Genomic DNA, 13,203 nt, shown 5'->3' on the forward strand with positions numbered 1-13,203 from the left:
TCAGACCTCGGCGGCCGCCGCCGAATCCGCGGCCGGAGCAGCAACGGGGGCGGCAACGGAGCCCGCGCCGAGCACGCGCTCGAAGTCCTCGGGGATGTAGAAGTCGTCCCGCGAGAGCTCGCCGATCGAGGAATGCCCGAGGCCGAGCACCGCCGAGTCGAGGCCCATCCGCAGCAGGTCGAGGACGTTCTCGACGCCCGTCTGCCCGTTCGCGGCGAGGCCCCACAGGTAGGCGCGGCCGATCATCACGGCGCGGGCGCCGAGCGCGAGGGCCTTGGCGACGTCGCCGCCGCGGCGCACACCGCCGTCGAGCAGCACCTCGATCTGATCGCCGACGGCGTCGGCGACGGCCGGCAGGCAGCGGATCGTCGCCGGGGTCGTGTCGAGGTTGTTGCCGCCGTGGTTGGAGACCGAGATGGCGTGCACCCCGGCATCCACCGCGCGCTTGGCGTCGTCGACTCGCGTGACGCCCTTCAGCAGGAACGGGCCGCCCCACTCCTTGCGCAGCCACTCGACGTCCTCCCACGTGGGCGGCGGCGTCTGCTGCCATTCGCCGTACGCGCCGAAGAACGTCGGCGCCGCCTGGCCGGGGGCCTGCAGGTTCGGCGTGGTGAGGTCGGGCAGGGTGCCCGACTTCAGGTACGACGTCAGCCACTTCGGCCGGCGGATCGCCTCGGGGGCCATGTCGACCATGGCCTTGAAGTTCAGCCGCTCGGGGATGGCGGGGCTGCCCCAGTCGCGGCCGATCGAGAACGACCAGTCGAGCGTCGCGATGAGAGCCTTCGCACCGGCCGCGTGGGCACGCTCCATGCGCTGCATCATCTGCTCGCGCGAACCCGTCCAGTACATCTGGTAGAAGGTGTTCGGATTGGCCTGGGCGACCTCTTCGACCGACTTCGAGGCGAAGGAGCTGAGCCCCATGATCGTGCCGCGGTTCGCGGCGGCCCGGGCGACCGCGACCTCGCCGTCGGGGTGGACGGCCTGCACGCCCGTGGGCGAGATGATCACGGGCATCGAGACCGGGATGCCGAGGACGGTCGTCGCGAGGTCGCGCTCGGGCGAGTGGCCGGCGACGTGCGGGGCGAACTCGAGCTCCGCGAACGCGTCGGTGTTGTCCTGCGGGGTGCGGCCGCGCTCGCTGCCGGCGACGAGCGCCGCGTAGACCGAGGGCGGCAGGCGCTTCTCAGCGCGCCGCTGCGCCTCGAGCACGGTTTCGAACCAGGGGTTCTGCTTCCAGGGCATGGTGTGCCTTCCTTCCTGTGTCGCCGATTCAGAAGTACTGCATGCCGGCGTCGACGCTCAGGTGCTCGGCGGTGATGAACTTCGCCGCGTCGGAGGCGAGGAAGGCGACGGCATCGGCGATGTCCTCGGCGTCCATCGCCCACTTCGGCAGGAACGGGGTGCCCATCTGGTTCAGCGGCGGGTTCGTCGCGCCGGCCTCGGCGAGGGCGGCTTGCATGCCGCCCGAGCCCATGGGCGTCATGACGGCGCCGGGGTGGACGCTGTTCACGCGGATGCTGTGCTTGCCGAGCTCGGCGGCGAAGGCACGGGTCATGCCGGTGATCGCGTGCTTGGATGCGGTGTAGTGCACCATGAACGGCTGCACCTTCTTGCCCGCGTACGAGCTCGTGAGGATGATCGAGCCGCCGCCGCGTTCGACGAGGTACGGGGCGCCGGCCATGACCGTGTTCCAGACGCCGGTGACGTTGATGTCCATGGTCGTCGTGAAGATCTCGGGGGTCGTCGCGTCCCAGGTCGCGGGGATGCAGATACCGGCGTTGGCGACGACGATGTCGAGGCCGCCGAACTCGGCGATGCCCTCGTCGACGATCGCGCGCATGCCGTCGAGGTCGCGCACGTCGCCCTGGCGGGCGATGATGCGGCGATCCAGGGCTTCGACCTGGCGCTGCGTCTCGTTCAGGTCGTCGATCGTCGGCGAGTCGTAGGGCACGAGCGGCAGGGGGCCGGCGATATCGAGGGCGATGATGTCGGCGCCTTCGCTCGCGAGCTTGACCGCGTGCGCGCGGCCCTGGCCTCGGGCCGCGCCCGTGATGAAGGCGACTCGGCCGTCGAGTGTTCCCATGGTGTCTTCTTTCTGCTTCGTTGCAGGCGGCGAGCGGTTCGCTCGCGCTCTCGGGTACCGTCAATCATAATGGCACCGGGTGCCAAATAACAGGGGTCGGGTGGATGCCCGGGGCGCCTTCGTCTTTCCGCAGTGGATGCCCGGGCGCGCCGCCCGCCGCCGCTCGGCCGCCGCCTCGGCTGCCGCCTCAGCCGCCGAAGATCGCGCTCAGCGCCGGTGCCACGTCACGATACCCGCGCACCCGGCGGAACATCCCCCGCCCGGCCGCGGCGAGTTCGCGCCCGAGCTCCGCATCCTGCTCGCCGCTGGCATCCAGCAGCACGTCCAGCCGAGGCAGGCGAGCCGCGAGCGGCCTCGGATCCGGCCCCGCATTGTGCACGCAGTCCGACAGGAGCAGCACCCGCGCATCCCGTGCCGGCACCCGCGCGAGCTGCCGCGCGGCCAGCTCCAGGGGGAACGCGACGTTCGTGAGCCCCTTCGCCGGCATCCTGAGCACCCGGTCGAGCAACGTCATCGGCTCGATGCGCTCGCCGAGGCCGAGCAGCACCGCCGCATCCGACCAGAACGCGATGACACCGAGGTCGTCGCGTTCGAGCTCGCCGGCGAGGGCGCCGACGACCGCTCCGGCCGTCTTCACCCGTTCGCCGCGCATCGACCCCGACACGTCGACGGCGAGCACCACCGAACGCCGGGTGCGGATGCGGTCGCGCACGACGATGTCCTCATCCTCGGGCACCGGCCGTTCGGCGAGCACCTCGATCGTGCGATCGAGGTCGATCTCGTCCGACCCGCCGCGGTAGGGCAGGCTGCCGAGTTCGCCGGCGCCCCGCCGGGCGGTCGCATCGCGCTTGGGGCGCGGCACGGCGAGCCGGGCGGCGATGCGGCGGGCCCGGGCGCGCGCCTCGGCATCCACACCCGAAGCCTCCTCGTCGGGCACGACGAGCTCGCCGGCGTCGTCGGTGAACCCCGGCGCCTCGGCCCCCGGCCGCTTCGGCCCGCCCGGCCGGCCCGGCCCGCGCTCGGCACGGAGCACCAGGCCGCCCGCCCCCGAGGAGGCGCTGAACACCGTCGGCGCCTCGTCGAGCTGCTTCGGCTTCCGACCCAGCGGCCGCCGCGCCGTCTCGGAGCGGCGGCGGATCGGGCTATCGGCCTCGACGGCTCTTCATCCCGGAGCGGCCTGATGCGGCTCCAGCACGAAGCGGTCCTCCCAGATCTCGCGCAGCACCTGCTCGGGGCTCGTCTCGGCGGCCTCGTCCAGGTGGATGCGCCCCGAGAGGGCGACGATCATCGCGTCGAGCACGAGCGGCGGATACGCCTCCTCGTCCGAGGAGCGGATGCCGCGGAGCCCCGCGAGCTCGCTCGCGACCAGCACCAGATCGATCGCACCGCGTACGCTCGAACCCTGCCGCACATCCGGATGCCGCCGCGTCGCCCGCGTGACGGCGACCCCATCGGCGACGAGCTTCGCCCCGAGCGGCCCCGCCGCCCCCGTGCGGAGCTCGACGATCGCCGCCTCGGCCGCCTCGTCCTGGTAGCCGACGGCGAGCCGGTTCAGCCGGTCGTGCACGCTCGTCGACAGCCGGGTCGTGCCGATGTTGTCGTACGGGTTCATCGACGCGATCACCCGGAACGTCGGAACGGCACGGATCCGCCCCACCCGCGGAATCGCGATCGAACGGTCGGCCATCGCCGTCAGCAGCGTGTTCAGCGTGTCTTCGGGGGCCCGGTTGAACTCCTCGATGTAAAGGAACCCGCCCTGCTGCATCGCCTCGACGAGGGGGCCGGCGACGAAGTTGTCGGCGTTGTAGTCCTCGGCGAGCACCCGCGCCGGGTTGTGGTGGCCGACGAGCTTGGCCGGCGTGAGATCCGCGTTGCCCTCGACGAACAGCAGCGGGATCCCCCACTCCGCCGTGATCGCCGTCAGCATCGTCGTCTTGCTCGTGCCGGGCGGGCCCTCGAGCACGATGTCGCGGCCCGCCGCGACGGCCGCGAGGGTCAGCTCGAGCTCCCGCTCGCGCCCCACGAGGTGGCGGGCGATGCGCTCGTGCTGCTCGACGATCCCGGGGGCGGCGGCCTGCGCGGCGCCGGCCGCGGGGGCCGCGGGCGCGGAACCGGGAGCCCCGGCATCCGCACCCGCCGCCCGTTCGGCGGTCTGCTCGTTCGTCACTTGACCGTGTACCCCGCGTCGACCTTGAGCTCGGTGCCGGTCACGTAGCGAGCCTCATCGGAAGCGAGGAACAGCACCGCGTTCGAGATGTCGACCGGTTCGACCCACGGCGTCGGCAATGCGTTCGTCGACTCGAAGATCGGAGCGGCATCCTCCTTCGTCGGGTGCTCGGCGTCGGGCATGAACAGGCGGAAGGTCGCTTCGTTGAGGATCATGTTCGTCGCCACCCCCGTCGGGTGCACGGTGTTCACCCGCACCCGGTGCGGCGCCAACTCGAGGGCGAGGGTGCGCATGATGCCGACGACCGCATGCTTCGACGCCGTATAGGCGGCGACGTTCGGCGTGCCCTTGATCCCGGCGGTCGAACTCGTGAGGATCATCGACCCTCCCGTGCCCTGAGCGATCAGATGCGGGATCGCGGCCTTCGCCGTATGCCAAACCCCCTTCGCGTTGATGTCGTTCGTGAGATCCCATTCTTCATCCGTGACCTCCTGCGACTCGACGCCGAACGTGAAGACGCCTGCGTTCGCCGACACGATATCGACGTGCCCGAGCTCGGCGACGCCCTCGTCGAGCGCCGCCTTCAGCTGCTCGAAGTCGCGCACATCGGCCTTGCGCGCGACGATACGGCGGTCGAGCGCCTCGACCTGCCGTATGGTCTCCGCGAGGTCTTCCTCGCTCGCTCCGGGGTAGTACCGCTCCATGCCGGGCAACGATTCGGCGACATCCACCGCGATGATGTCGGCTCCCTCCTGCGCCAGACGGAGCGCGTGGCTGCGCCCCTGCCCCCGGGCAGCGCCCGTGATGAATGCGACTTTCCCTGCGACTCGTCCGGTCATGATTGCTCCCTCGTCTTTCATCTCGTGTGCTCGATCGGTTCAGTACTGCGTCATGCCGCCGTCGACGGCGAGCGCATGCCCGGTGACCCACGTCGACTCGTCGGATGCGAGGAAGAGCACGGCGTTGGAGATCTCCCGCGGGGGCATCGAACCGGGGATCCACTGGCTCAGCATCCCGAACAGGTTCGGGTTCTCCTTCTGGCCCTGGGTGAACCCGCTGTCGGGAACGTTCAGGATCCCCTGCGCCATGGGCGTGTCGACGCCGCCCGGGTGCACGCTGTTGACCCGGATGTTGTCTTTTGCGAGCTCCATCGCGAACGACTTCGCCATGCCGGTCACGCCGTACTTGGCCATGTTGTAGGCCATGTTGAAGGGGCCGGCCTTCAGTCCGTTCGCCGAGCTCGTGAGGACGATGGACCCGCCGCGGCCGCCGGCGAGGATGTGCGGCAGCGACGCCATCACCGAGTTCCAGACGCCGATCAGGTTGATGTCGATGGTCGTGCGCACGATCTCGGGGGTCATCGTCTGCCACGGGCCGACGATGTCGATGCCCGCGTTGCCGGCGACGATGTCGAGGCGGCCGAGCTCGGCGACGCCCTTGGCGACGACCTCCTCGAGGCGCGCGAGATCGCGCACGTCCGCGGTCTCGGCGATGATCCGGCGATCCAGCGCCTCGACCTGCCGCACCGTCTCCTGCAGATCCGCGGCCGTCGCCGTCGCATACGGCACCCCTTCGACCTGCTCCTCGATGTCGATCGCGATGATGTCGGCACCCTCTTCGGCGAGGCGCAGCGCGTGCGCCCGCCCCTGCCCGCGCGCCGCACCCGTGATGAAGGCGACCTTGCCTGCGACCCGTCCGGTCATGTTCCGCTCCTTTGCGTTTCGATCGGCGGGGTGGATGCCGGGGCTCCCGGCATCCACCCGCGCCGCGGTTCAGTACTGCGTGTTGCCCGCGTCGACGGTCATCTCGAGGCTCGTCACGTAGCGCGACTCGTCCGAGGCGAGGAACAGCACCGCGTTCGACTGGTCGCGCGGTTCCGAGATCTCGACGGGCAGCAGGTTCGTCATCATGGCGCCCACCCGCGGGTGGCGTTCGAGGAAGCCCATGTAGCCGTCGCCGCCCTCCACGCCCATGGGCGTGTTCACGCCCGTCGGGTGGATGGTGTTCACGCGGATGCTGTGCTCGGCGAGCTCGGTCGCGAACGCCCGCATGAGCCCGACGACGCCGTGTTTGGCGGCGACGTACGGGTGCAGGAACGGCAGCCCCTTGATACCGGCCGCCGAGCTCGTGAGGATCATCGACCCTCCGCCGCGCTCGACGAGGTGCGGGGCCGAGACCATGATCGTGTTCCACACGCCCGTGAGGTTCGTGCCGATCGTCTGATCCCACATCTCCTGCGTGGTGTCCTGCCACTCGGCCATGATCATGATGCCCGCGTTCGCGACGACGATGTCGAGCCCGCCGAGTTCGGCCAGCCCCTCCTCGAGCGCCGCCTGCAGCGCGATCCGGTCGCGCACGTCGGCCTTGCGGGCGACGATGCGGCGATCGAGCGCCTCGACCTGGCGGACCGTCTCGGCGAGGTCCGCCTCCGTCGCGGAGGGATAGGTGACGTTCGGGATCTCGTCGCAGAGATCCACGGCGATGATGTCGGCGCCCTCTTCGGCGAGACGGATCGCATGGCTGCGACCCTGCCCGCGCGCGGCGCCCGTGATGAAGGCGACCTTGCCTTCGACTCTGCCCATGTCCAGTCCTTCGTCCGGCTACTTGATCGCGGCGCCGGCATCCACCGGCAGGGCCACGCCCGTGATGTACCGCGCCTCGTCGGAGGCGAGGAACACGAGCGCGTTCGAGATGTCGACGGCCTCGACCCACGGGATGGGCAGGGCGTTCATCGTCGTCGCCGCCTGCTTGAAGTCATCGACCGTCGGGTTCTCGACATCGGGCCGGAACAGTTTGAACGTGCCCTCGTTGTTCACCATCGGCGTGTTCACCGTCGTCGGGCAGATCGCGTTCACGCGGATCATGTCGGGTGCGAGCTCGAGGGCGAGCGTGCGCATGAGGCCGATCACACCGTGCTTCGCCGAGACGTAGTGCGAGATGTTCTCGTACGGAAACAGGCCCGCGTCGGAGCTCGTGAGGATCACCGCGCCGCCGTTGCCGCCCGCCTTCAGGTGCGGGATGGCGGCCTTGGCCGTACGCCACACGCCCGTGAGGTTGATGTTCACCATGTTCATGAACTCGTCGTCGGGGATGTCTTCGGAACGGTTGAACGCGCCGCCGATGCCCGCGTTGGCCGACACGACGTCGAGCCGGCCGAGCTCGGCGACCCCGCGATCCACGAGCGCCGTGACCTGCGCGGCGTCGCGCACATCCGCCTTCTCGGCCACGATCCGGCGGTCGAGCGCTTCGACGAGCCGGACGGTCTCGGCGAGGTCCGCCTCGGTCGCCGGCGGATAGCTGTTCTCGGGGATCGCCTCGCAGATGTCGAACGCGATGATGTCCGCGCCCTCCTCCGCGAGCCGCAGGGCGTGCGAACGCCCCTGACCGCGCGCCGCGCCCGAGACGAGCGCGACCTTGCCTTCCAGACGCCCCATTGCGTCCTCTCCTTCTCTTCGGATACCCGCGGGGTACACCGCAGGAGCGGCGGGCGGCTCGCGCCCGTCGCCGTCGAGCGGATGCCGCACGCGGCGGCATCGGGTGTTCAGTCCGGCTTCGGCCGGAAGTCTGCGAGCGGGTCGTCGCCGAGGTCGTTCATCGGCATCCCGCCCGTGCGATTCAGGAGGTTCGGCTTGATGTCGAGGGCCGCGCGCATGTCGACGCCCTGCTTCGTCTTCGTCGTCTGCTGCGCGTACGCATCGCGTGCCGAGAGCCCCGGCAGCATCTTCGCGCCGGGCTTACGGGTGAGGGTCAGCGACACCTTGCCGGACTTCGAGTACGGCGCGGTGCGGTGCGAGTGGTCGACGGAGGACTTCGGCAGCGCCTCGGCGTCGCGCTCGGCGAGCAGCTGTTCGCCGTAGCCCTGCACGCACTCGGGGTCGGGGCCGTCGAGGGGCAGGCCGGTGAAGAACTTCGCGGCCATGCACCCGCCCTTGCAGGTGTCGAAGAACTGGCACGAGGTGCACGCGCCGCCGGACTGCGGCTCCCGCAGCTTCCGGAACAGCTCCGACTCCTGCCAGACGCCCTTGAAGCCGCTCTCGTCGCGCACGCTGCCGGCGAGGAACTCGTCGTGGATCGCGAAGGGGCACGCATACACGTCGCCGATGGGGTCGACGAGGCAGACGACGCGGCCGGCGCCGCACAGGTTCAGGCCGGGAAGCGTCTCGCCGTAGGCGGAGAGGTGGAAGAACGAGTCGCCCGTGAGCACGTTGTCGCCGTGGGCGACGAGCCAGTCGTAGAGCTCCTTCTGCTGCGCCTGGGTGGGGTGCAGTTCATCCCACACGTCGGCACCGCGGCCGCTCGGGCGCAGGCGCGTGAGCCGCAGCTGCGCGCCGTACTCGTCGGCGATGGCCTTGAAGTCGTCGAGCTGGCCGATGTTCTGGCTCGTGCAGACGACGGAGAGCTTGAACTCGCCGAAGTCCGCATCCTTCAGGTTCTGCATCGCCCGGATCGCGGTGTCGTAGGAGCCGGGGCCGCGCACGTAATCGTTGACCTCGGGCGTGGCGCCGTCGAGGGAGATCTGGATGTCGAGGTAGTCGTTCTCGGCGAGCCGGGCGGCGACCTCGGGGGTGATCTTCACCCCGTTCGTCGAGAACTTCACACCCACATGGTGGGCGGTGGCGTAGTCGATGAGCTCGAAGAAGTCGGGCCTGACGGTCGGCTCGCCGCCGCCGATGTTCACGTAGAAGATCTGCATCCGCTCGAACTCGTCGATGAGCGCCTTGCACTCCTCGGTGCTGAGCTCGCGCGGGTCGCGGCGCCCCGAGGACGACAGGCAGTGCGCGCAGCTCAGGTTGCACGCGTAGGTGAGCTCCCAGGTGAGGCAGATGGGGGCGTCGAGTCCGTGCTCGAAGTGGTCGACGAGGCGGGTCGGCGCGGGCGGGGCTGCGGGGCGGGTGGACGGTTCGACGAGGGTCATGCGGCACGCTCCTGGATCATGTGCGACTCGGCGAGGGTGCCGAGGGCGCGCAGGTAGGTCGCCCGGTGTTCCGCGGCGACGCCGGCGCGGTCGCACGCTTCGCGTGCGGTCGCGGCTTCCGACAGCCCCTCGACGATGTCGAGCAGCACGCGGTCTTTCAGGAACGACAGCTTTCGGGTTCCGAAGTGGTACAGCAGCGCCCCGAAGGGCTCGGGGCGAACCGAGACCTGCGGGTGCAACTGCCAGGCCGCCTCGGGGTCGAGGCTCGGCATCGGCGTCTCAGTAGACGCCGCACATGCCGTCGATGGAGACTTCCTCGACGAGCGAGTCTGCCTCGATCACCGCCTGGTCGTCGGTACGCTGCGGGACGTTCACTTCGTTGTACGACATGAGATGCTCCTCATCTGGGTTCACCGCCATTGGCGATCCGGTCCGATTGGGGACGATACTAATGGCACCCAGTGCCGAATGGAAGGGGTCTTCGTGACCGATCATGGCGGCGAGCGGATGCCGGAGGCGGCGGCACCCGGAACGGCGGAGCAGACGGCATCCACCGCGGACCGCCCGCGCGTCGGCCGTGCCCCCGCGACCACCTCCGCAGAGCTCAGCCACGTCGGCCTCCGGCTCTTCATCGAGCGCGGATTCGACGAGGTCACCGTCGACGAGATCGCGCAGGAGGCCGGCATCGGCCGGCGCACCTTCTTCCGCTACTTCCCGTCGAAGAACGACCTGCCGTGGGGCGATTTCGGCATGCTCCTCGAACGGATGCGCGACTACTTCGCCGAGGTGCCGCCCGACATGCCGATGCTCGACGCGCTGCGGCTCGGCACCCAGCACTTCAACACCTTTCCCGAGGCCGAGACCCCGTTCCACAAGCAGCGGATGCAGTTGCTGCTGAACTCGCCGAGCCTCGTCGCCCACTCCGCCGTGCGCTACGCCGACTGGCGACGGGTCGTCGCCGAATTCGTCGCCGACCGGCTGGGGCTGGATCCCCCCGACCTCACCCCGCAGACCGTCGCCTGGGCCTGCCTCGGCGTCACCCTCTCGGCCTACGAGCGCTGGCTCGCCGACGACGACGCCGAACTCATCGCGCTCATCGACGAGGCCTTCGGCCTGCTCGCCGAGACCTTCCGCGCCGGCGGCTGAGGCTCAGCGCACCTCGGCCGGGGCCGGCTGCTCGCGGCGGGCGGCGTCGCGGCGCACCCGGCGGGCCAGCCGGTGCGCGGGCAGCTCGATGAGGCGCTGGAACGCCCACGCGACCGCGAGCGATACCGGCACCGTCAGCAGCAGGGCGAACTCGGGGTGCGGCAGCATATGGCCGACCGCGATGACGAGCGGCTCGTGCACGAGGTACAGGCTGAACGAGATCGCGCCGAGCCGGCGGAACAGCCGGCTCGACAGCAGGGTGCGGATTCCGGGTGCGTGCACTGCCGCGATCACGAGCCCCACGATCGCCAGCAGTACGGGGCCGAGCGTGACCGCCGAAGCACGCCCGAGGCCGAGCACCGGCACCAGGTACCACCACGAGCCGGCCACGACGAGGCAGGCGAGGGTGAACAGGGTCCACACGAGCGGCGCGATGCGGTGCGGGATGCGGGCGACGAGGGCCGGGATCCGGTCCCACACGGCGGCGAGCGCCACCCCGAGCCCGAACATCGGCAGGTACTTCAGGGAGGTGTTGCCGACGATGTTGCCGGCGACCGAGGCGGCGATGCAGATCGCGAACTGCAGGGCCACCGGCATCCGCCGCGACGCGTAGAGGTACACCGGCAGCAGCAGGGAGAACAGGACCTCCCACTGCAGGGACCACAACGGGCTGACGGTGTCGGAGGAGCCGCCGATGAGGATGAGGTCCTTCACGATGCCACCCGGCGTGTATCCGTCGGGCCGTGAGGCGAGCCAGGCGCTCTCGGTCGGGCCGGTGCGGGGCAGCAGCAGGATGACGGCGAGCGCGAACAGCACCCCGGCGGCGACCGGGAGGTAGAGGCGCACGATCCGCGACGGGAAGTAGCCCGCCCACGAGAAGCCCGCCGAGCCCGCCGAGCGGGCGAGCACGAGCCCCGAGAGCACGAAGAACAGGAACACCGCCTCGGTGCCGGCCCAGGCGAGGTGCAGCGGCGTGTGCACGAGGATGCTCGCGAGCCCGGGCGGGGTCGGCTGGCCGAAGTACGGCGCGGCGAGGCCGGGCACGAGCAGGAGCGTGTGGTGGACGAGCACGACGACCGCGGCGAGCCCGCGCAGCCCGTCGAGGGAGGCGAGGCGCGACGACTCCACCGTCTTGCCCATCGCGCCACCTCCTCGCAAGCCCTGACCGGGGCACGAAAGGGCACATTACCCCAGGGAGGGCGCATCCGAGGATTCGGATCGCGTCGCCTGGGCGTTCGACAGGAGGTCTCGATACGCTCCTTCGTCGCTACTCGACCGGCGACCCCCGTCGGTCGAGTAGGCCGCTCGCGGCCGTATCGAGACCTGGTGAGCGGGTCTCGATACGCTCCTTCGTCGCTACTCGACCGGCGACCCCCGTCGGTCGAGTAGGCCGCTCGCGGCCGTATCGAGACCTGGTGAGCGGGTCTCGATACGCTCCTTCGTCGCTACTCGACCGGCGGATGCCGGAGTGCACCGGCATCCGCACCCGGCAAATCTTGTTCGCGCTCGGCTCCCGTGTTCACTTGTTCGACTGCGAGGCGTTGAGATGCATGATAGGTTGCCGTTGAGTTGTTCGTTTCAATCTCGTTGACATGTAAGGTTGCCGAACATGGTCTATCGCCGCCGCATCGTGGACGACACCCTCGACGAGCTGTTCCCGCACCTCGCGGCGATCGCACTCGAAGGCGCGAAGGGGGTCGGCAAGACTGCAACGGCGAAGCAGCGAGCAGCAACCATCCTCGCCCTCGACCGAGAACGTCAGCTCGAAACACTCGGCGCCGATCCCGATGCGATCAATCGCATGCCGGCTCCGGTTCTCATCGATGAATGGCAGCTGCTTCCACCGGTGTGGGACAGTGTGCGCAGATCCGTCGACGACGATGCGGCAGGCGGCCGCTTCCTCCTGACGGGATCGGCCGGGGTGGCACCGGGGACCCGTATCCACTCCGGAGCCGGCCGCATCGTCAGCCTCCGCATGCACCCTCTGTCGGTCGCCGAACGCGATATCGAACGCCCGACCGTGTCCCTCCGAGAGCTCCTCGACGGCGGGGCCGACATCGGCGGGCGCACGGACGTCCGGCTCGCCGACTACACGGACGAGATCCTGAGGTCCGGCCTTCCGGGCATCCGAAACCTGCCCGAACAAGCCAGACGCGCACAACTCGACGGATACATCGAACGGCTCGTCACCCACGAACTCCCGGAGAACGGGGTCGAAGTTCGCAGGCCGCTGGCGCTGCGCTCATGGCTCGCCGCCTACGCTGCCGCCACCTCGACCGACGCTTCCTACAGCCTGCTGCTGAACGCCGCGACCGCAGGCCTCGCAGAGAAACCGACCCGCCAGACGCTCGACGGTTACCGCGAGCAACTGCACCGACTCTTCATCGTCGATCCGGTTCAAGCCTGGAGTCCGACATTCGCGCCGCTACGACGACTCACGAAGGCCCCGAAACACCATCTCGTCGACCCAGCGCTCGCTGCACGATTGGTCGGCGTCGGCAGAGCCGGCCTCCTGCAAGGCGAAGGCGACCGACCGTCCAACATCGGCGGCACCTGGCTCGGTGCCCTGTTCGAGTCCTTGGTGACGCAGTCGGTGCGCGTGTACGCGACGGCGGCACACGCGAACCTCGGACACCTGCGCACATACAACTCCGACCGCGAGATCGACCTCATCGTCGAAGGAGACGGGTTCAAGGTCGTCGCCATCGAGGTGAAGCTCGCCGGCACGGTCGGCGATCACGACGTCCGTCACTTGAATTGGCTCAAGGAATCGCTCGGTGATCGGGTCGTCGAACGCGTCGTCGTCACGACGGGCGAATTCGCCTACCGCCGCCGAGACGGGGTCGTCGTCGTGCCGCTCGCGCTGCTCGGCCCGTGAGCACGGACGCGGGG

At 69.8% G+C, this 13,203-nt stretch carries 14 protein-coding genes; 2 read left to right on the forward strand and 12 right to left on the reverse strand.

Annotated elements, in window-relative coordinates; all coding sequences use genetic code 11:
• The 11 genes from mftD to mftA form a co-directional block, all read right to left on the reverse strand.
• On the reverse strand, nt 1–1,242 hold the full coding sequence (gene mftD / locus G127AT_RS05865) for a pre-mycofactocin synthase MftD (RefSeq protein ID WP_210900994.1): 1,242 nt from the start codon (nt 1,240–1,242) through the stop codon (nt 1–3).
• Nucleotides 1,243–1,270: 28 nt separating this feature from the next.
• The gene (locus G127AT_RS05870; protein ID WP_210900996.1) at nt 1,271–2,083 is read right to left on the reverse strand and encodes a mycofactocin-coupled SDR family oxidoreductase; all 813 of its coding nucleotides are present in this window, start codon (nt 2,081–2,083) and stop codon (nt 1,271–1,273) included.
• Between the two features lie 187 nt (nt 2,084–2,270).
• Nucleotides 2,271–3,149: a vWA domain-containing protein gene (locus G127AT_RS05875; protein WP_210900998.1), complete on the reverse strand. Its 879-nt coding sequence runs from the start codon at nt 3,147–3,149 to the stop codon at nt 2,271–2,273.
• Between the two features lie 96 nt (nt 3,150–3,245).
• Nucleotides 3,246–4,250, reverse strand: coding sequence for an AAA family ATPase (locus tag G127AT_RS05880; protein WP_210901000.1), 1,005 nt, complete (start codon nt 4,248–4,250; stop codon nt 3,246–3,248).
• Nucleotides 4,247–5,089, reverse strand: a complete 843-nt coding sequence (locus G127AT_RS05885) for a mycofactocin-coupled SDR family oxidoreductase (RefSeq protein WP_244857763.1) — start codon at nt 5,087–5,089, stop codon at nt 4,247–4,249. Before G127AT_RS05885 ends, G127AT_RS05880 begins: the two co-directional genes overlap by 4 nt.
• Nucleotides 5,090–5,128: 39 nt before the next feature.
• Nucleotides 5,129–5,953 carry a mycofactocin-coupled SDR family oxidoreductase gene (locus tag G127AT_RS05890; RefSeq protein WP_210901004.1) on the reverse strand — a complete coding sequence of 275 codons (825 nt, stop codon included), beginning with the start codon at nt 5,951–5,953 and terminating at the stop codon, nt 5,129–5,131.
• Nucleotides 5,954–6,022: 69 nt separating this feature from the next.
• Entirely contained in the window at nt 6,023–6,832 is an 810-nt protein-coding gene (locus tag G127AT_RS05895) for a mycofactocin-coupled SDR family oxidoreductase (RefSeq protein WP_210901006.1), read from the reverse strand.
• 18 nt (nt 6,833–6,850) lie between these two features.
• Nucleotides 6,851–7,684, reverse strand: a complete 834-nt coding sequence (locus tag G127AT_RS05900; RefSeq protein ID WP_210901008.1) for a mycofactocin-coupled SDR family oxidoreductase — start codon at nt 7,682–7,684, stop codon at nt 6,851–6,853.
• 107 nt (nt 7,685–7,791) lie between these two features.
• The gene (gene mftC, locus G127AT_RS05905; protein WP_244857764.1) at nt 7,792–9,165 is read right to left on the reverse strand and encodes a mycofactocin radical SAM maturase; all 1,374 of its coding nucleotides are present in this window, start codon (nt 9,163–9,165) and stop codon (nt 7,792–7,794) included.
• Nucleotides 9,162–9,437, reverse strand: a complete 276-nt coding sequence (gene mftB / locus G127AT_RS05910) for a mycofactocin biosynthesis chaperone MftB (protein ID WP_210901010.1) — start codon at nt 9,435–9,437, stop codon at nt 9,162–9,164. The genes mftC and mftB overlap by 4 nt, the downstream gene beginning before the upstream one ends.
• Before the next feature lie 7 nt (nt 9,438–9,444).
• Nucleotides 9,445–9,555, reverse strand: a complete 111-nt coding sequence (gene mftA / locus G127AT_RS05915; RefSeq protein WP_210901012.1) for a mycofactocin precursor MftA — start codon at nt 9,553–9,555, stop codon at nt 9,445–9,447.
• Nucleotides 9,556–9,648: 93 nt separating this feature from the next.
• On the opposite strand from mftA, the gene mftR reads away from it, so the two are divergent.
• Nucleotides 9,649–10,311 carry a mycofactocin system transcriptional regulator gene (gene mftR, locus G127AT_RS05920; protein ID WP_244857765.1) on the forward strand — a complete coding sequence of 221 codons (663 nt, stop codon included), beginning with the start codon at nt 9,649–9,651 and terminating at the stop codon, nt 10,309–10,311.
• Between the two features lie 3 nt (nt 10,312–10,314).
• Here mftR and G127AT_RS05925 read toward each other — a convergent pair whose 3' ends face one another.
• The gene (locus G127AT_RS05925; RefSeq protein ID WP_210901014.1) at nt 10,315–11,451 is read right to left on the reverse strand and encodes an acyltransferase family protein; all 1,137 of its coding nucleotides are present in this window, start codon (nt 11,449–11,451) and stop codon (nt 10,315–10,317) included.
• Nucleotides 11,452–11,920: 469 nt separating this feature from the next.
• Here G127AT_RS05925 and G127AT_RS05930 point away from each other — a divergent pair, with 469 nt between their 5' ends.
• Nucleotides 11,921–13,189 (forward strand): ATP-binding protein, encoded by a 1,269-nt coding sequence (locus G127AT_RS05930; RefSeq protein ID WP_210901016.1) that lies wholly within the window; start codon nt 11,921–11,923, stop codon nt 13,187–13,189.
• Nucleotides 13,190–13,203: the final 14 nt, after the last annotated feature.

Source organism: Agromyces archimandritae (assembly GCF_018024495.1).
Taxonomy (GTDB): Bacteria; Actinomycetota; Actinomycetes; order Actinomycetales; family Microbacteriaceae; genus Agromyces; species Agromyces archimandritae.